The 18,280-nt window shown below is 65.6% G+C and carries 19 protein-coding genes; 2 read left to right on the top strand and 17 right to left on the bottom strand.

Annotated features, from left to right (window positions below; all coding sequences use genetic code 11):
- The gene (locus tag VNQ78_RS16355; RefSeq protein ID WP_325691704.1) at nucleotides 1-594 is read right to left on the bottom strand and encodes a gamma-glutamylcyclotransferase; all 594 of its coding nucleotides are present in this window, start codon (nucleotides 592-594) and stop codon (nucleotides 1-3) included.
- A gap of 94 nt (nucleotides 595-688) precedes the next feature.
- On the opposite strand from VNQ78_RS16355, the gene VNQ78_RS16350 reads away from it, so the two are divergent.
- Nucleotides 689-1,714, top strand: a complete 1,026-nt coding sequence (locus VNQ78_RS16350) for a DUF2125 domain-containing protein (RefSeq protein WP_325691701.1) — start codon at nucleotides 689-691, stop codon at nucleotides 1,712-1,714.
- Here VNQ78_RS16350 and VNQ78_RS16345 read toward each other — a convergent pair.
- The 11 genes from VNQ78_RS16345 to yajC all read right to left on the bottom strand — a co-directional run bounded on the left by VNQ78_RS16345 (nucleotide 1,711) and on the right by yajC (nucleotide 9,974).
- Entirely contained in the window at nucleotides 1,711-2,649 is a 939-nt protein-coding gene (locus VNQ78_RS16345) for a prephenate/arogenate dehydrogenase family protein (RefSeq protein WP_325691699.1), read from the bottom strand. The genes VNQ78_RS16350 and VNQ78_RS16345 overlap by 4 nt on opposite strands.
- Entirely contained in the window at nucleotides 2,646-3,752 is a 1,107-nt protein-coding gene (gene hisC / locus VNQ78_RS16340) for a histidinol-phosphate transaminase (protein WP_325691697.1), read from the bottom strand. The genes VNQ78_RS16345 and hisC overlap by 4 nt, the downstream gene beginning before the upstream one ends.
- A gap of 129 nt (nucleotides 3,753-3,881) precedes the next feature.
- On the bottom strand, nucleotides 3,882-4,421 hold the full coding sequence (locus tag VNQ78_RS16335) for a DsbE family thiol:disulfide interchange protein (RefSeq protein ID WP_325691695.1): 540 nt from the start codon (nucleotides 4,419-4,421) through the stop codon (nucleotides 3,882-3,884).
- Nucleotides 4,414-4,557, bottom strand: a complete 144-nt coding sequence (gene ccmD / locus VNQ78_RS16330) for a heme exporter protein CcmD (protein WP_325691693.1) — start codon at nucleotides 4,555-4,557, stop codon at nucleotides 4,414-4,416. Before ccmD ends, VNQ78_RS16335 begins: the two co-directional genes overlap by 8 nt.
- On the bottom strand, nucleotides 4,554-5,279 hold the full coding sequence (locus tag VNQ78_RS16325; RefSeq protein ID WP_325691691.1) for a heme ABC transporter permease: 726 nt from the start codon (nucleotides 5,277-5,279) through the stop codon (nucleotides 4,554-4,556). The genes ccmD and VNQ78_RS16325 overlap by 4 nt, the downstream gene beginning before the upstream one ends.
- Before the next feature lie 43 nt (nucleotides 5,280-5,322).
- The gene (gene ccmB / locus VNQ78_RS16320) at nucleotides 5,323-5,979 is read right to left on the bottom strand and encodes a heme exporter protein CcmB (protein ID WP_325691689.1); all 657 of its coding nucleotides are present in this window, start codon (nucleotides 5,977-5,979) and stop codon (nucleotides 5,323-5,325) included.
- A complete protein-coding gene (ccmA, locus tag VNQ78_RS16315; protein WP_325691687.1) occupies nucleotides 5,976-6,608 on the bottom strand; it encodes a heme ABC exporter ATP-binding protein CcmA in 633 nt (210 codons plus the stop codon). The genes ccmB and ccmA overlap by 4 nt, the downstream gene beginning before the upstream one ends.
- The gene (locus VNQ78_RS16310; protein ID WP_325691685.1) at nucleotides 6,605-6,964 is read right to left on the bottom strand and encodes an Mth938-like domain-containing protein; all 360 of its coding nucleotides are present in this window, start codon (nucleotides 6,962-6,964) and stop codon (nucleotides 6,605-6,607) included. The genes ccmA and VNQ78_RS16310 overlap by 4 nt, the downstream gene beginning before the upstream one ends.
- Complete coding sequence (secF, locus tag VNQ78_RS16305) at nucleotides 6,964-7,950, bottom strand: protein translocase subunit SecF (RefSeq protein ID WP_325691683.1); 987 nt, start codon at nucleotides 7,948-7,950, stop codon at nucleotides 6,964-6,966. Before secF ends, VNQ78_RS16310 begins: the two co-directional genes overlap by 1 nt.
- A gap of 13 nt (nucleotides 7,951-7,963) precedes the next feature.
- Complete coding sequence (gene secD, locus VNQ78_RS16300) at nucleotides 7,964-9,628, bottom strand: protein translocase subunit SecD (RefSeq protein ID WP_325691681.1); 1,665 nt, start codon at nucleotides 9,626-9,628, stop codon at nucleotides 7,964-7,966.
- A 13-nt stretch (nucleotides 9,629-9,641) separates the two neighbouring features.
- Entirely contained in the window at nucleotides 9,642-9,974 is a 333-nt protein-coding gene (gene yajC / locus VNQ78_RS16295; RefSeq protein WP_325691679.1) for a preprotein translocase subunit YajC, read from the bottom strand.
- Nucleotides 9,975-10,174: 200 nt separating this feature from the next.
- On the opposite strand from yajC, the gene mazG reads away from it, so the two are divergent.
- Nucleotides 10,175-11,014, top strand: a complete 840-nt coding sequence (mazG, locus tag VNQ78_RS16290) for a nucleoside triphosphate pyrophosphohydrolase (RefSeq protein ID WP_325691677.1) — start codon at nucleotides 10,175-10,177, stop codon at nucleotides 11,012-11,014.
- A gap of 3 nt (nucleotides 11,015-11,017) precedes the next feature.
- Here the strand turns inward: mazG and dusA are convergent, their stop codons facing one another.
- From dusA to napA, 5 genes are all read right to left on the bottom strand, one after another.
- On the bottom strand, nucleotides 11,018-12,025 hold the full coding sequence (dusA, locus tag VNQ78_RS16285; protein WP_325691675.1) for a tRNA dihydrouridine(20/20a) synthase DusA: 1,008 nt from the start codon (nucleotides 12,023-12,025) through the stop codon (nucleotides 11,018-11,020).
- 115 nt (nucleotides 12,026-12,140) lie between these two features.
- A complete protein-coding gene (locus VNQ78_RS16280; RefSeq protein ID WP_325691673.1) occupies nucleotides 12,141-14,429 on the bottom strand; it encodes an arginine/lysine/ornithine decarboxylase in 2,289 nt (762 codons plus the stop codon).
- 124 nt (nucleotides 14,430-14,553) lie between these two features.
- Complete coding sequence (locus VNQ78_RS16275) at nucleotides 14,554-15,258, bottom strand: NapC/NirT family cytochrome c (RefSeq protein WP_325691671.1); 705 nt, start codon at nucleotides 15,256-15,258, stop codon at nucleotides 14,554-14,556.
- A gap of 1 nt (nucleotide 15,259) precedes the next feature.
- Nucleotides 15,260-15,730, bottom strand: coding sequence for a nitrate reductase cytochrome c-type subunit (locus tag VNQ78_RS16270; RefSeq protein ID WP_325691669.1), 471 nt, complete (start codon nucleotides 15,728-15,730; stop codon nucleotides 15,260-15,262).
- The gene (gene napA / locus VNQ78_RS16265; RefSeq protein ID WP_325691667.1) at nucleotides 15,730-18,237 is read right to left on the bottom strand and encodes a periplasmic nitrate reductase subunit alpha; all 2,508 of its coding nucleotides are present in this window, start codon (nucleotides 18,235-18,237) and stop codon (nucleotides 15,730-15,732) included. Before napA ends, VNQ78_RS16270 begins: the two co-directional genes overlap by 1 nt.
- Nucleotides 18,238-18,280: the final 43 nt, after the last annotated feature.

Below are 18,280 nucleotides of genomic sequence, written 5' to 3'. Positions count from 1 at the left end.
TTAACCGGGTGGATCGCCGCCGTTTTCGGACCCGTCCCCGGCATCTTCCTGCGGCCCGATCAGCCAGCGCACCTGCTGCGAGAGCGCATCGAGGTCGATATCCTCGACGCCCATCTGGGCAAGATGCAGGGCGGTATTGAACAGGTAATCAGCATTGGCTCCGCGCCCGCCGCGCGCGACGGCGATGATCCGCGCCTGCTCCTCAAGCGCAAGGCCGCCCGCATATTGCGCATGGTCCGGCCGGGTCACATAGGCGATCGCCTCGACCTGCCGGCCGTCCTCCAGCAGGACCGAGAGGAAGCGTTCCTCATAGGCATTGGTCGTCAGCTCGCGCCGGCGCAGCCCCTCCAGCGTCTCGGGCCAATCGGGGGTGCTGACGCGCAGCGCGAGACCCCGGCAATTGCCCGCCGGCTCGGCATCCAGCCCCAGCACCAGCCCCGGCGATTGCTCGGTGCCGCGATAGACCACCGAGCGCAGGCAGAAGCGGCGCGCGAAGCCGTCCAGCCGGGCAGCCACCGCCTCGGCCACCGGGAAGCCCGGATCCCACATCAGCGAGCCATAGGCGAATACCCAATGTTCCTGCCGGTCCTTCACCTTCGCGCCAAGCCTTTCCGCTTCCCTTCCGCTCCCCCTGAACTTAGGGCAGGATGCCGGTCGATCCAAGCGACGGAAATGGTGAGGCCGGAACATGCGCAAACTCTTGATCGGGCTTCTCGTTGTCGCGGCCGCCCTTGCCGCCGCGGGCTTCGCGGCCGAGCAGCTGATGGTGCGCGAATTGCGCCGCCTCTCGGATCAGGGTGCGGCTTTCAGTGCCGCCCGGGTCGAGCCGCTGCCCGGCGCGCTGAAGATCGGCGCACGCCTGACCCAGCCCGTCGCCGTCCTTCCCGAAGGGCGCGTGAGTTTCGAGAGCGCCGATATCTGGGTCCAGCCGCTCTCACCCCTGACCGCGCGCATCCGCCTGCCGGAAAAGGCCCTGCTGGATCTGCCGGATGGACGGCATGAGCTTCTCTATGCCCAGCCCGACCTGACCGCACGCTTCGACGCCCTTTCGGGTTTTGCGCCGCGCGAATTCAGCTTCGACACCTCCGACCTCGTGCTGGACGGAACGCCGCTTGCCCGCGCGGTCGCCCTTAACGGCAAGGCGATCCCGATGGGACCGGAGGCTCCGGTCACCAGTCGCGCCGGCTTCGACCTTGCCCTGACCCTCGACGGGCTCGACCCGAAGGCGCTGCCGGCCCTTGCCCGGCTCGGGCAGGCCCTCGGCCCCGAGGATCTGGTGTCCCTCACGGCAGAGGGACGGTTCTGGCTCGACAAGGTGCCGACACCTCAGGCAATGGCCGCCATCCCGACGCCTGCGCTGACCGGGCTGGAACTGACCCGCAGCACGCTTGACCTTGGCCGGATCCAGTCCCGCATCATCGGCAGGCTCGATGCGGATGGCGAGGGTCGGGCGCAGGGCGGGCTTGCGGTCTATACCGCCGATGCCGGGGCGATGCTCGCCGCCGCGACCGAGGCCGGCATGATCCCGAAATCCGCACGCGGGCTTCTGCAGGCGATCCTGCGCAGCATTTCATCAATGCCGGTCCCCGCAAACACCGCCTTCGCCTTCCCCGACGCGACCGAGGGGGAGCTTCGCCTGCCCCTGACCTTTGCCGAAGGACGCGCCGCGTTGGGACCGGTTCCGCTCGGTCCTGCGCCGCGCCTCAGCCCCTAGCCCTTGGCCACCGGATCCGAGGCGGGCAGCGCCCGGCCAAAATCCGGCGCGGCGGTATCCTGCCCCGCCTCGATGATCCCGCGGCGAATGGCGCGCGTCCGGGTGAAATAGTCGAAAAGCTGCTCGCCATCGGCCATGCGGATCGCGCGCTGCAGCATGAACAGCTCCTCGGTGAAGCGGCCGAGGATGTCCAGCACCGCCTCCTTGTTCTGCAGGAACACATCGCGCCACATGGTCGGGTCCGAGGCCGCGATCCGGGTGAAATCCCGGAACCCCGCCGCGGAATACTGGACCACCTCGCTCTCGGTCACGCGCTTCAGGTGATCCGCGACCCCGACCATCGTATAGGCGATCAGGTGCGGCGTATGGCTGGTGACGGCAAGGACAAGGTCGTGATGCGCCGCGTCCATGCGCTCGGTCTTGGCGCCCATCGCCTGAACCAGTTGCTCGAGCCGGGCAACGGCCGCCTCATCGCTGCCCTCGGCAGGCGCGAAGAGCCACCAACGGTTGCGGAAAAGCGAGGCAAAGCCTGAACGGGGACCGGAATGCTCGGTCCCGGCCAGCGGGTGGCCGGGGATGAAATGCACGCCCTCGGGGATATGCGGGGCGACGGCATCGACCACCGCCTGCTTGACCGAGCCGACATCGGTGACGGTCGCGCCGGGCTTCAGATGTGGCGCGATCTCGGCCGCGACGCCGCCCATGGCGCCGACCGGCACGGCCAGCACCACCAGATCGGCGCCCTCGACCGCCTCGGCCGCCGTTTCGCAGACGCGATCGACAAGCCCGATCTCCAGCGCGACGGAGCGGGTATCGGCGCTGCGGGCATGGCCGACGATCTCGCGGGCCAGGCCCTTCTCGCGCATGGCAAGCGCCATCGACCCGGCGATCAGGCCAAGCCCGATCAACGCGACCCGTTCATAGATCGGGGTCATGCGACCACCCCGGCCCGCTCGGCCATGAACTTGCCGATGACATGGGCCACCCGCCGGCAGGAGGCCTCGTCGCCCACGGTGATGCGCAGGCAGTTCGGCAGGCCATATCCGGCGACTAGCCGGACAATCAGCCCCTCGGCCTTCAGCGCCTCGTCGCAGGCACGCGCGGTCGCCTCATCGGCAAAGCGGGCGAGGATGAAGTTCGCGCAGGACGTGTCCGAGGGCACGCCTTTCTCGGCCAGCGCCTCGGCCAGCCAGCTCCGCATCCGCGCGTTCTCGGTCTGGCAGCGGGCGACGTGGTCGCGGTCGCGCACGGCCGCCTCGGCGGCATCCAGCGCGGCCGAGGACAGGTTGAAGGGCCCGCGGATCCGGTTCAGCACGTCGATGATCTCGCGCGGGCCATAGCCCCAGCCGATCCGCAAGCCACCGAGCCCATAGATCTTCGAGAAAGTCCGCGTCATCACCACATTCGGCAGCCGCGTCGCAAGCTCGGCGCCACCGTCGTAATTCTCGACATATTCCGCATAGGCGGCATCCACCACCACGATCGCCTGCGGGACGGCGCGGGCCAGCCGCTCGATCTCGGGCAGGCCGATCATGGTCCCGGTCGGGTTGTTCGGATTGGCGATGAAGATGAGGCGCGTGCGCGCGCTCGCGCCCTCGATCAGCGCGTCGATATCCGTGACCCGGTCACGCTCGGCGACCTGCACCGGGGTCGCCCCGGCGGCATGGGCGCTGATGCGATACATCAGGAAGCCATGTTCGGTGAACAGCACCTCGGTTCCCGGCCCGGCATAGGCCTGGCAGAGGAAATGGATGATCTCGTCCGATCCAACACCACAGATGATGCGGTCGGGATCGAGGCCATGCACCTCGCCGATCGCGGCGCGCAGGCTGGCGTGATCGGTATTCGGATAGCGATGCAACGAATGAGCCGCGCGAACGACCGCCTCCCGCGCCTTGTCCGAAGGACCGAACGGGTTCTCGTTCGAGGAGAGCTTGATGACGTTCTCGATCCCCGCCACATGGGCGACACCGCCTTGATAAAGGGCGATCTCCATGATCCCGGGTTGCGGAGCGATGGTCGTGGGGTTCTGCGACATGTCTGGCCTCTTGCAAGCCCGGCCGTCTTAACCGCGCGGGCGAGGCTTGGAAAGATCCCATGCCGCCCCGCCCGCTTTCACCGTTTTGCAAATACCCCGCCAACGGCGTAACCCGCGGCTCCCGCCGGGCTACTCGGCCGCGCGCGCCTTCTCCAACTGGGGCAGGAAGCGGTTCGTGTAATCCTCGCGCACCAGCGGCCCGGCATGGCGATAGAGGATCCGCCCCTCTGCGTCGATGATGAAGGTCTCGGGCGGGGCGGTCACGCCCCAGTCGATGGCCACGCGTCCGCGCGGATCGGTCGCAAGCGCGGCAAAGGGATTGCCATGCTCGGCCAGGAAGCCCGTGGCGCTTCCCTCCGGGTCCTTCAGGTCGATGCCATAGACCGGCAATTCCTCGGACAGCGCGGTCAGGGTCGGATGCTCGGCCCGGCAGGGCGGGCACCAGCTTGCCCAGAAGTTCACCAGTTTTATCCCCGGCTGCCGCAGCATCTCGTCGGTCAATTGCGTCTCGCCCGGCAAGGTGGTGGCCCCGACCGAAGGCGCCTCGCGCCCGATCAGGGCCGAGGGCAGCTCATCGGGATTGTCGCGCGTCATGCCCCACAGGAACATGCCCGCAAGCCCGGCAAAGACCAGTGGCGGCACCATGACCAGCGGTGAAATCCTAGCCATTCCGCTCATGCTCCTCGAGTTCGCGCCGCGCCCTTCCATTGGCGACCAGCGTCTGCACCACGACTGCCAGCAGCAGCCCGATGCTTATTCCATAGGCCGCAAGGACCGTGCCCGCATATTTGCCCAGTTCGATCATGCGCGGTTCTCCCTTGCCAGCAGGGCGGCCAGACGGCGGCGGCGGATCTCGGTCCGGGTGCGGATCAGCAGCAGGGCGAGGAAAAGCAGGAAGAAGCCCAGCATCGAGAGATAGAGCGGATAGCGATAGACCGCCGACATCCGCTCTCCCGGCGCGACCGAGAGCGAGGCGCCCTGATGCAAACCCTGGTTCCAGAAATTCACCGCATAGCGCGACAGCAGGGCAAAGACCGACCCGACAAGGCACAGCACCCCGGTCAGATCGGCGGCGCTATCAGGATCCTCGACCGCCGCCCAGAGCGCGATATAGCCCAGATAGAACAGGAAAAGGATCAGGAACGAGGTCAGGCGCGGATCCCATTCCCACCATGTCCCCCACATCGGCTGGCCCCAGATCGCCCCGGTCACCAGCGCGATCAGCGTCATCACCGCGCCGACGGGTGCGGCCGCCTTGGCGGCAAGCGCGCTGACATGGTGGCGGCGGATCAGCCAGATGAGCGAGGCGACAAGCATCATCAGCCAAGCATTGATCGCCATCAGCGCCGCGGGCACATGCAGAAACACGATCTTGACCGTGGCGCCCTGCCGGTAATCGGCGGGCGTCAGGAAGCCCCAGACCAGCCCGGCCACGGTGCAGATCGCCGCCCCCGTCACGACCCAGGGCAGGATCGCGCCCGAACTTCGCATGAACTTGACGGGATTTGCATATTCCCAGATCGACATGGCCCTCATTCTCCTTCCGGGCCTCGCCCGCCTCCCGCCGCGCCTAGCGCAGATTGATCCGCAGCGCCGCCGCAGCAGCAAAAGGCATCAGGGCGAGCGTGGCAAGGGTGATCCCGGCCAGAAACACCAGCGGGGTCGTCGGGTCGCCACCGGTCGCACCGCGCCGGACGGCCTCGGCGCCAAAGATCAGCGTCGGCACATAAAGCGGCAGGACCAGCAGCGAGAGGAGCAGCCCCCCGCGCCTCAGCCCGACCGTGACCGCCGCGCCAAAAGCGCCCAGCATCGAGAGCGCCGGTGTCCCGAAAAGCAGCGAGACGACCAGCCAGAACTGCGCCCCACCCGGCAGGTGCAGCAGGATGCCCAGGACCGGCGCGAGGATCACCAGCGGCAAACCGGTCGTCAGCCAATGCGCGAGGGCCTTGACCGCGACCACCCCCTCTAGCGGCAGGGGCGCGGTCGCCAGCAGGTCAAGGCTGCCATCCTCGAAATCAAGCGCATAGATCCGGTCGAGCGACAGAAGGCACGAGAGCAGCGCCCCGATCCAGAGGATGCCGGGCGCAATCCGCGCCAGCGTGCCGCCCTCCGGCCCGACGCCGAAGGGAACCAGCGTACAGAGGATGAGAAAGAAGGCGAGGCCAAGGCCGAAGCCGCCCCCTGCCCGCGTCGCCAGCCGGATGTCGCGCAACAGCAGCGCCTTCATGCAAAGGCCTCGTTGAAGCCTGCGGGCCGGTCGGCACTGTGGCCGGGACCGGCGCGGAAATCCGCGAGGTCGAGGGTCGCGGCCTCGGGCAGCCCAAGGTCGATATGGGTCGCGACCAGCGCCGCGCCGCCCTCCTTCAGGTGGTTTCGCAGGACAGCCGCGAAAAGCGCGACCGAGGCCGTGTCGAGCGACACCGTAGGCTCGTCCAAAAGCCAGATCGGGCGGCCCGTCACCATCAGCCGCGCAAGGCCAAGCCGCCGCTTCTGCCCTGCCGAGAGCCGATGCGCGGGCCGCCCGGCCAGTTCGGCAAGGTTCATCGCGGCAAGCGCCGGGCCGATTTCCGGCCCATCAAACACCGCAGACCAGAAGCCGAGATTCTCGGCCACGGTCAGCGCCGGCTTCAGCCCGTCCGAATGCCCGACATAGGCAACGCTTTCCGCCTCGCAGCGGACCTCGCCCGCGATGGCGGGCTGAAGTCCGGCAAGCGTGCGCAAAAGCGTGGTCTTGCCCGCGCCATTCGGGCCGCGCAGGACCAGCACCCGGCCGGGCTCCAGTGAAAAATCCAGCCCCTCGATCACGCGCAACCCGCCCCGCGCAATGGCGAGGCCACGGACCGAGAGCAGGCTCATACGGGAAGGAGCGCGCAGGCCACGCGCCGGCCTTCGGACAGCGTGACATTATAGCTGCGCGCCGCCGAGGGCGAGCTCATCGGCTCGGCCATGATCCCCGCCGCCTCGAGCGCATCGCTGAGCGCCCGTGGGGGAAGGGCAATGTCCTTGCCCATCCCGAGGAACAGCACATCGACGCTCGCGGCCAGCTCCAGAAGCGGCGCGATGTCATCGAGGCCGCCCCAGGGCCTGGCGCCCTGCCCGGCCACGATGACCGCGCCGCGGTGAACGACGCCGCCCACGCGGAAGAATCCGGGGCCGTAGCCGTCGATCGGCACGGCACCCTCAAAATCGGTGGGCGTCATCGTCGCGGACATCAGGGCGCGTCCCGGAATGCGGCCGGAACCTCGTCCTTGGTCTCTTTCGGGTCGGGCTTCGACCAGTCGCGCTTCACACCCAGCCAGAGGACGATGTTCTTCGCGACATAGACGGTCGAATAGGCCCCGACGAAGACACCCCAGAGCATTGCGAAGACGAAGCCGCGGATCACGTCGCCGCCGAAGATCATCATCGCCCCCAGCGCCAGCGCGGTCGTCACGGCGGTCATCACCGTGCGCGACAGCGTCTCGTTCACCGTCAGGTTCATCACGTCGATCAGCGGCATGGTCTTGAACTTGATCAGGTTCTCGCGCAGCCGGTCAAAGACGACCACCGTGTCGTTGACCGAATAGCCGAGCGTCGTCAGCAGCGCCGCGATGGTGGTCAGGTCGAACTTCAGCTGCAACAGCGAGAAGATCCCGACCGTCAGCAGCACGTCATGCAGGATCGAGACCACCGCCCCCAGCGCGAACTGCCATTCGAAACGCAGCCAGATATAGAACATGATCGCGAGCGTAGCCGCACCAACCGCATAGAATGCGGTTTGGATGAGTTCGCCGGAGACTTTCGGTCCGACCGATTCGACGGCGGCGAAACGGATCTCGGGATCGACGGTCTTCAGCGCCGCCTCGACCTCGTTCAACTGCTCGGGCGTGACCGATCCGGTCTCGTCCGTGGTGCCGATGCGGATCATCGCGACATGTTTCGACGCGCCGAAGCTCGGGTCGAAGACCTCGGTGATCGCCACGTCGCCGAGGTTCAGGTCGTTCAGAGATTGCCGGTAATCGCCGACCTCGAAGGCGGTCGGGCTCTCGGTGCGGATGGTGGTGCCGCCCTTGAAGTCGATGCCGAAGTTCAGCCCCATCACCAGAACGACGATGACCGAAGCGACCATGGCCACGGCCGAGATCCCGAAGGTCAGCCATTGCCAGCGGAAGAAGTTGAAGTGGGTCTCGTCCGGGACCAGTTTCAGACGGAATGCCATATGCCAGCCCCCCTCACAGAATCAGTTCTTTGGGTTTGCGCCATTCAAGCCACAGCACGATCATCAGGCGCGTCAGGTAGATCGCCGTGAAGACCGAGGTGACAAGACCGATGGTCAGCGTGACCGCGAAGCCCTTGACCGGGCCGGAACCCAGGAAGAACATCACCATGGCCGCGATGAACGAGGTGACGTTGGCGTCGATGATCGCGCTCATCGCCTCGCTGAAGCCGTCGTCGATGGCCTTGACCACGCGCTTGCCGCGGCGCAGTTCCTCGCGGATGCGCTCATAGATGATGACGTTCGCATCGACCGCCGTTCCGACCGTCAGCACGATCCCCGCGATGCCGGGCAGCGTCAGCGTCGCGCCGATCATCGACATGACCGAGAGGATCAGGATGACGTTGATGATGACCGCGACCGAGGCGAAGACGCCGAAAAGGCCATAGCTCGCGACCATGTAGGCGACGACGGCTGCCGTCGCGATGATCGAGGAAAGCCGTCCCGCGTCGATCGAATCCTGCCCCAGTTCCGGGCCGATGGTCCGTTCCTCGAGGAAGGTCATCTCGGCCGGCAGGGCACCCGCGCGCAGCAGAACCGCAAGCCGGGTCGAGCCTTCGACATCCATCGAGCCCGAGATCTGGCCCGAGCCGGTGGTGATCGCCTGCCGGATGACCGGGGCGGAAATCACCTGATTGTCGAGGACGATGGCGAAGGGTTGCCCGATATTCGACGAGGTATAGGCCCCGAAACGCTTGGCGCCCGAGGGGCCGAAGCGGAAATCGACCGAGGGCTGGCCGTTCTGGTCGAAGCTGGGCCGCGCGTCGGTCAGATCCTCGCCGGTGACGACGGGATTGGCCTCAAGGACATAATAGATGCCCGGCTCGTCCATCGAAGGCAGGACGACCTGGCCCACGCCCGCACGCGCATTCGCGTCGGTGGTGCGGCCGACGACCGGGTTGAAGGTCAGTTTCGCCGTGGTCCCGATCAGCTGCTTCAGTTCCTCGGCCGAGCCGATGCCCGGCACCTGGATCAGGATGCGGTCCGAGCCCTGACGCATGATCGTCGGCTCGCGCGTGCCGACTTCGTCGATGCGGCGGCGGATGATCTCGAGGCTTTGCTGGACGGTCCGGTCATCGGTCGCGGATTTCTCGGCGGCAGAGAACTGGATCGTCAGGCGGTTGCCCACGGCCTTGATGTCGAGGTCGGTCTGCCCGGCCCCCGCGATCGAGCTGACGGGCGTGGCGAGGCCGCGCGCGATCTCGACCGCGCGGGCGATCTGGTCGGCATTGCCGATCTCGACGATCAGCTGGTCGCCCGGCCCCGCGATGCGGCGCACCGCACCCACGGTTTCGCGCTGCGCGACCAGGGCGTCGCGCAGGTCGGGCCAGATGCCGTCCAGCCGCGCCTTGTAGACGTCGGCGACATGGACTTCGCCCAGAAGATGCGCACCCCCGCGCAGGTCGAGGCCGAGATTGACCAGACCCGAGGGCAGCCAGTTCGGCCAGCCGGCGCGGGCGGCAAGATCCTCGGGCGTTTCGACGCCGCTGCGTTCCATGTTGGCGATGGCATCATTGTGCTGCTCGACCTTGGCATAGAACAGGTTCGGCATCGCATAGAGCAGACCCAGGGCGATCAGCCCCAGAATCAGCACGCGTTTCCAAGTGGGGATGTGAAGCATCGGGCAGGTGGCCTCAGCTGTTCGCGGCGACCGGGGCGGTGCGGTTCACCACGCCGGTGATCGAGGAACGCACGACGCGGGTTTTCACGCCCGGCGCGATCTCGACCTCGAGTTCGTTCTCGCGCACGGCGGTGACCTTGCCGATAATGCCGCCCTGGGTGATGACCTCGTCACCCTTCTTGACCGCCTCGACCATCGCGCGATGCTCTTTCACGCGCTTCTGCTGCGGGCGGATCATCAGGAAATACATGATCACGAAGATCAGGATCAGCGGCAGGAAGGAGGCGAGGCCGGCAGCGCCCGAGGGTGCGGCTGCCGCTTGAGCGTAGGCGGGGGTCGCGAACATGGGGTAGTCCCTTCTCTCAACATTATCCGGGCGGTCCCCCGGCGGAATTGGCGCGCACCGTAGCCATGTGCCGGCGGGATGGCAAGAAACTGCCGGATAACGTGTGCGCCAGATGCGCCCCATTGTAACCCGTCTTTGCGTGGACAGCCCGGCCCGACTGTGGCAGGTCATGGCGGAACGGGTCGAAAAAGGGGTGTTCCATGGCACAGGATGCTGCACAGGGCGCATTGGCGGAGCGGATCGCCGAGGTTCCCGAGACCGGGATTGCCGAGCTTCTGGCCATCATGGCGGCGCTGCGCGACCCCAAGACAGGCTGCCCCTGGGATGTCGAGCAGACCTTCGCCACCATCGCCCCCTACACCATCGAGGAAGCCCATGAGGTCGCCGACGCCATCGCGCGCGAGGCATGGGACGAATTGCCGGGCGAGCTGGGCGACCTGCTTTTGCAGGTGGTCTTTCACGCCCGGATGGCCGAGGAGGACGGGATGTTCGATTTCTCGGATGTCGTGGCCGCGGTCTCGGAAAAGCTGATCTCGCGCCACCCGCATGTCTTTGGCGACGAATCCCGCGACAAGTCGGCCGAGCAGCAGGTGAAGGACTGGGAGGCGATCAAGGCCAAGGAGCGCGCCGCCAAGTCGGAAAAGGGCGTCCTCGACGGCGTGGCGCTGGGACTGCCGGCGCTGACCCGGGCGCTGAAGCTGCAGAACCGCGCCGCCCGCGTCGGCTTTGACTGGGCCGGTCCCGCCGATGTGCTGGCCAAGCTGCAGGAGGAATCGGCCGAGCTGGTCGAGGCGCGCGAAAGCGGTGACCATGCCCATCTGACCGAGGAATTCGGCGATCTGCTGTTTGTCATGGCGAACCTTGCCCGCCATCTCGACATCGACCCCGAGGAGGCGCTGCGGCTGGCCAATGCGAAATTCACCCGCCGCTTCGGCGCGGTGGAGGCGGCGCTCGCCGCCCAAAACCGCCGCCCGGAGGAGAGCGACCTTGCCGAAATGGACGCGCTCTGGAACGAGGCGAAGGCCGCCGAGCGGGCCTGAGCCTCAGCCCGCGACTTCGGCCAACGCCGCGTCATAGACGGCCAGCGCCTCTGCCCGGTTCGTGGCCTTCGACGCCCCTTCCGACAGCAGCCGCCGCCAGCCCCGCGCGCCGGGGCGGCCATGGAACAGGCCCAGCATGTGCCGGCTGAACTGATGCAGCCGCCCGCCTTGCGAAAGATGCCGGTCCACGACCTCGCGCAGCGCCCGCGCCGCGTCCAGCGGATCGGCGAAATTCGGCGCCTCGCCCCAAAGCTCGTCGGCCCGGCCCAGAATGTCCCAGGGCTGGTGATAGGCCGCGCGTCCGACCATCGCGCCGTCCATGACCCGAAGATGGCCGCGCACCTCATCAAGCGAGGCGATACCGCCGTTGATCGAAAGGTGGAGGTCGGGAAACTCCGCCTTCATGCGATGGACAAGCGGATAGTCGAGGGGCGGGATCTCGCGGTTCTCGCGCGGCGAAAGGCCTTGGAGCCACGCCTTGCGGGCATGGATGGCGATGCGCCGGATGCCGGTGTCGCGCATCAGCGCGATGAAGGCGGGCAGCACCTCCTCGGGGATCTGGTCATCGACGCCGATCCGGCATTTCACCGTCACCTCGACCGGGCTTGCGCGCATCATCGCCGCGACGCAATCGGCGACGAGATGCGGCATGGTCATCAAAACGGCCCCAAAGCAGCCCGATTGCACGCGGTCGCTGGGGCAACCGACATTCAGGTTGATCTCGTCATAGCCCCAATCCGCCGCGATCCGCGTCGCCTCGGCCAGCAATGCTGGCTCGGACCCGCCAAGCTGCAACGCCAGCGGATGCTCGGCCGCATCGAAATCGAGAAGGCGGGCGCGGTCACCGTGAATGACCGCCTGCGCCGTCACCATCTCCGTGTAAAGCAGCGCGCGGCGCGACAGGATGCGATGGACCAACCGGCAGTTCCGGTCAGTCCAGTCCATCATCGGCGCGACCGAGAGCCGGGCGCTGCTCTCCAGATCGCTCGAATTTTCAATTTCGGCCCGCATCAACACCGTCCGCCACTTCCATATTCAGGTCATCCCGCCCCAGCCGCCCGAAGGCATCGGTTGGAGCGGGCGTGAAGCCTATATAGGAACGCTGGAGAAAGTGCGAGAGTGTCGCCTATTCAGCCACGCAATCCGCATAGTAATGGACCGTGCCGTCGGCATCCTCCTCCTGCACCAGGCCGTGGATGTCTGTCTCGAATCCCGGGCATTCGCGCGCGAATTCGCGGTTGAAGCGCAGATATTCGACGATCCGGGTGTTGAAGACCTCGCCCGGGATCAAAAGCGGGATGCCCGGCGGATAGGGCGTGACGAGGCTTGTGGTGATCCGACCCTCCAGCTCGTCAATCGGCACCCTTGCCGTCGTGCGCCGCGCGATATGGGCGAAGGCGTCGCTGGGCTTCATCGCCGGGGTCAGGTCGCTCAGATACATCTCGGTCGAGAGGACGGCGACATCGTATTTGGCATAAAGCGCATGGACGTGCTGGCACAGGTCGCGCAGCCCCATCTGCTTGTAGCGCGGCTGCTTCTGGCAGAATTCCGGCATGATCCGCCACATGGGTTGGTTGCGGGCGTAATCGTCCTTGAACTGCTGGAGCGCGGTCAGAAGCGTATTCCAGCGGCCCTTGGTAATGCCGATGGTGAACATGACAAAGAAGCTGTAAAGACCTGTTTTTTCGACAACAACACCGTGTTCCGCAAGGTATTTCGTGACGATCGAGGCCGGAATGCCCCATTCCTCGAAACGACCGTCCATGTTCAGGCCCGGCGTGATCAACGTCGCCTTGATCGGGTCGAGCATGTTGAAGCCCGGCGCCATGTCGCCAAAGCCGTGCCAGGCATCCTCGCCGTCGCGCTGGACGCCATCGGCATCGGTCCGGCGCAGCACCCAGTCCTTGGTGCGGCCGATCCCCTCCTCTTCCAGCTCGTCCGGGCCCCAGACCTGGAACCACCAGTCGTCCTCGCCGAACTCTTCATCGACCTTGCGCATGGCGCGGCGGAAATCGAGGGCCTCGGCGATGCTTTCCTCGACCAGCGCCGTGCCGCCCGGAGGCTCCATCATCGCCGCCGCGACATCGCAGCTGGCGATGATCGAATATTGCGGGCTGGTCGAGGTGTGCATCAGATAGGCTTCGTTGAAGAGGTGCCGGTCCAGCTTCGTCTCCTGCGAATCCTGGACAAGCACATGGCTCGCCTGACTGATCCCGGCCAGAAGTTTGTGGATCGACTGGGTGGCATAGACCACCGATTTCTCGGTCCGCGGCCGCTTGCGCCCCATGGCGTGATAAGTGCCGTAGAAGGGGTGGAAGGCGGCATGTGGCAGCCATGCCTCGTCGAAATGCAGGTTCTCGACATAGCCGTCCAGCATGCTCTTGATCACTTCGGTATTGTAGAGCACGCCGTCATAGGTCGACTGGGTCAGGGTCAGGATGCGCGGCTTGACGGCCTCGGCATCGACACCGGCCAGCAGCGGGTTGGCGCGGATCTTGGCCTTGATGCTCTCGATCTCGAACTCGCTATGCGGGATCGGGCCGATGATGCCGTAATGGTTGCGGGTCGGCTTCAGGAAAACCGGCACCGCGCCGGTCATGATGATGCTGTGCAGGATCGACTTGTGGCAGTTGCGGTCCACGACCACCACGTCGCCGGGGGCAACCGTGTGGTGCCAGACCATCTTGTTCGAGGTCGAGGTGCCATTCGTCACGAAATAGCAGTGATCGGCATTGAAGATCCGCGCCGCGTTCTGCTCGGACGCGCCGATGGCGCCGTTATGGTCCAGAAGCTGGCCCAGTTCCTCGACGGCATTGCAGACATCGGCCCGCAACATGTTCTCGCCGTAGAACTGGTGATACATCTGCCCGATGGGGCTTTTCAGAAAGGCGACGCCGCCGGAATGGCCGGGGCAATGCCAAGAATAGGAGCCGTCCTCGGCGTAATCCAGCAGCGCGCGGAAAAAGGGCGGCTGGATCCCCTCCAGATAGGTCTTGGCCTCGCGGATGATGTGGCGCGCGACGAATTCCGGCGTGTCCTCGAACATGTGGATGAAGCCGTGCAACTCGCGCAGGATGTCGTTCGGCAAATGGCGCGAGGTCTTGGTCTCGCCATGCAGATAGATCGGGACATCTGCATTCTTCCAGCGCACCTCCTCGATGAAGTTGCGCAGGTTCGTCACCACCGGGTCAAGATCGGGACCGGGGCTGAATTCCTCGTCGTCGATCGACAGGACGAATGCGCTCGCGCGCGACTGCTGCTGGGCGAATTGCGACAGGTCGCCGAAGCTCGTCACGCCCAAAACCTCGAAGCCCTCGGATTCGATGGCGTCGGCAAGGGCCCGGATGCCCAGACCCGAGGAGTTTTCCGAGCGGAAATCCTCGTCGATGATGACAATGGGGAAGCGGAATTTCAAAGGGCTCTCCTGTCGGGACGGAGGATAGGGGCGCGGCCCTCATACACCCCATGCAGGGGGGCGTCACGTCGAAACGGGCCACGCCAGCACGGTGCGGCCCAAGGCGCGGATCGCCGCTTGGCCGTCAGCCGTCCAGCATGGCCCTTTTCAGATAGCCCTCCAGCTCGACCCGCCCGTCAGGGGACGGTGCCGGCGCATCGCGCAGCTCGTCGGGGACGGTCCAGCCCGGCTCGATCCCGGTCATGTCGGGAAGCTGGTGCGCGATGCCCTGGTGGCATTCGATGCAGGTGCGCTGGCCGGACAGCAGATATTGCGTATGGATCGTCGCGGCGCGCGGCGCCTGCTTCGACAGATCCATCGCCACCGCCGAGTGGCAGTTCCGGCACTCGAGGCTGTCATTCGCCTTCAGCCGCGCCCATTCGCGCTTGGCCATGACGATGCGGTGGTCCAGAAACTTCTCGCGCGTATTGATGGTGCCGAAGATCTTGCCCCAGACCTCTTTCGAGGCCTGCATCTTGCGGGCGATCTTGCGGGTCCATTCATGCGGGACATGGCAGTCCGGGCAGCCGGCACGGACACCGGAACGATTCGAGAAATGGACCGTATGTGACAGTTCTTCATAGACATTCGCCCGCATCTCGTGACAACCGATGCAGAATTCCTCGCGGTTGGTCAGTTCGAGCGCGGTGTTGAACGCCCCCCAGAACAGCACGCCGCCGATAAAGCCGCCGAGCGTCAGGAACCCCAGCCCGAGGGTTCCGGCCGGCGTCCACAGCACCCGCCAGAACCATTTGACCGGCCTCAGGATGGCATTGACGATCCGCCGCATGTCATTGCCCCCCTGCGGTCTGGGCACCCATGCTGGTCATGTCGGTAAAGGTGTTCGCGATCAGTGGCTGGGTATCCGCCTGCGGCACGTGACATTCGGTGCAGAAATAGCGCCGGGGCGAGACATCGGCCAGCATTTGCGCATCGCGGGTCATGTAATGCGTGATCGAGATCATCGGCGCGCCGGTTCCCAGCGAGTTCTCGCGCTTGTGGCAACTGAGGCAGCGGTTGGCATTGACCGAAAGCTGATAGCCCTCGATCGAGTGCGGGATGATCGGCGGTTGTTCGGGATAGGCGCGCATCTGTCGGACGTCATCTGTCACATAGCGCTCAAGCGGGGCCGCCGGGATCGGCTCCATCGGATTGCCCGGAGGACCGGTCAGCTCGGGCGGGGAATCCGTCGGACTCTGGCCCAAGGCAAGGGTTGCCGCGCAGGAGAACGCGAATACAAGGGCGATGCGGAGGTGTTTCATCACACGGCCTCGATCTTGACGGCGCATTTCTTGAAGTCGGTCTGTTTCGAGATCGGATCGGTCGCATCCAGCGTCACCTTGTTGATGAGCTGGCTGGCATCGAACCACGGGACGAAAACCACGCCCGCGGGCATCCGGTTGCGGCCCCTTGTCTCGACCCGCGACCTGATCTCGCCCCGGCGCGAGATCACCCGCACCTCCATTCCCTGATTGAGACCACGCTCGCGCGCGTCCATGGCGTTCATGAACACCTTGGCGCCGGGGAAGGCGCGGTAAAGCTCGGGGACGCGCAAGGTCATCGAGCCGGAATGCCAATGCTCCAGCACCCGCCCGGTCACCAGCCACATCGGATATTCGTCATCCGGGCTTTCCGCCGGCGGCTCGTAAGGCACGCCGATGATCAGCGCCTTCTTGTCCGGGTAGCCATAGAACTGGACGCCGCTGCCCGCCTCGACATAGGGATCATAGCCCTCGCGATAGCGCCAGAGCGTCTCCTTGCCGTCGACGACCGGCCAGCGCAGGCCTCGTACCTCGTCGGACTGATAGGTGTCATAGGGGGCAAGGTCATGCCCATGGCCGCGACCGAAGGCGGCATATTCCTCGAACAGGCCCTTCTGGAGGTAGAAGCCGAAATCCTGCGCCTCCTGATTGCCGTAATCCTCGCGGATCTCGGTCAGGGGGAACTTGTCGACCTGCCCGTTGGCGAAGGCCACCTCGTAGATGGTCTTGCCCTTGTATTCCGGGTTCGCCTCCAGCAACTCGGCGGGCCAGACCTCATCCGTGGTGAAACGCTTCGAGAACTCGACCATCTGCCATGTGTCCGAGCGCGCATCACCGGGCGCGTCGACAAGCTGGTGCCAGGCATGGGTCCGACGCTCGGCATTGCCGTAGACGCCCTCCTTCTCGACCCACATCGCCGCGGGCAGGATGATGTCGGCCGCCATCGCCGTGACGGTCGGATAGGCGTCCGAGACGACGATCAGGTTGTCGGGATTGCGATAGCCCGGATAGGCCTCGCCCGAGCTGTTCGCGGTCGCCTGCAGGTTGTTGTTCACCTGGATCCAGTAGAAATTCAGCACCCCGTCATGCAGCATCCGGTCCTGCTGGACGGCATGGAAGCCGGGCTTGGTGTTCAAAAGCCCATGCGGAACCTTCCAGATTTCCTCGGCCTTTTTCACATGCTCCGGGTTTGTCACCGCCATGTCGGCGGGCAGGCGGTGGGCGAATGTGCCGACCTCGCGCGCGGTGCCGCAGGCCGAAGGCTGCCCGGTCAGCGAGAAGGGAGAGTTTCCCGGCTCGGAAATCTTTCCGGTCAGCAGATGCAGGTTGTAAAGAAGCTGGTTCGCCCAGACCCCCCGCACATGCTGGTTGAACCCCATGGTCCAAAGCGACATGACCTTCTTGTCCGGGTCGGCATAGAGCTTGGCCAGTTCCTCAAGAAAGCCCGGCTCGACCCCGCTGAGCTTGCTGACATGCTCCAGCGTGTATTCGGAAACCAGCGCCTTGTAGGCTTCGAAATCCGAGGGGTCCATCCTGGCCGCATCGGCCGCGCCGGTCGCCTTCATTTCCTGCGGATTGTCGGGGCGCAGGCCATAGCCGATATCGGTCTGCCCCTTCACGAACTTGGTGTGATTGGCGACGAATTCCTCGTTCACCGCGCCATTCTGGATGATGTAATTGGCGATGTAGTTGAGGATGGCCAGATCGGTGCCCGGCTTGAACACGATCGGGATATCGGCAAGATCCATCGAGCGATGGGTGAAGGTCGAGAGCACCGCGCATTTCACCCCCGGCGTCCCCAGCCGGCGATCCGCCAGCCGGGTCCACAGGATCGGGTGCATCTCGGCCATGTTCGAGCCCCAGAGGACGAAGGCGTCCGCATGTTCGAAATCGTCATAGCAGCCCATCGGCTCGTCCATGCCGAAGGTGCGCATGAAGGCATAGGCGGCCGAGGCCATGCAATGCCGCGCATTGGGGTCGAGGTTGTTCGACCGGAAACCGACCCGCATCAGCTTGGTCGCGGCATAACCCTCAAGCACGGTCCATTGGCCGGAGCCGAACATCCCGATGCCTTCCGGGCCCTTGGCCTTCAGCACCTCCTTGACCTTGGCGGCCATGGTGTCGAAGGCCTCGTCCCAGGTGACGGGCTCGAACTCGCCATTCTTGTCGAAAACCCCGTTCGTCTTGCGCATGAGCGGCGTGGTCAGGCGGTCGGCGCCATACATGATCTTCGAGAGGAAATAGCCCTTCACGCAGTTCAGGCCGCGATTGACCTCGGCCTGCATGTCACCATGGGTGGCAACGACCTTGCCTTCCTTCACCCCGACCATGACGCCGCAGCCGGTGCCGCAAAAGCGGCAGGGCGCCTTTGACCACTTGATCTGCAAGGCTTCGACCCCGCCCGGCACGGGCTGGGCCAGGACCGATGCGGGAATGCCCGCGGCCGAAGCCGCCAGCGCCGCCGCATGGGCCTTCAGGAGGTTTCGTCTGGTCTGGTCGACGCTCATCTCGCTCACTCCGTCCGCTCTGCATGCTCGAACACCATGTTGG

The organism is Paracoccus sp. (in: a-proteobacteria) (genome assembly GCF_035556475.1).
GTDB lineage: Bacteria > Pseudomonadota > Alphaproteobacteria > Rhodobacterales > Rhodobacteraceae > Paracoccus.
The sequence above is the reverse complement of the archived record's forward strand: the minus strand, read 5'-3'. Positions and strand labels throughout refer to the sequence as shown.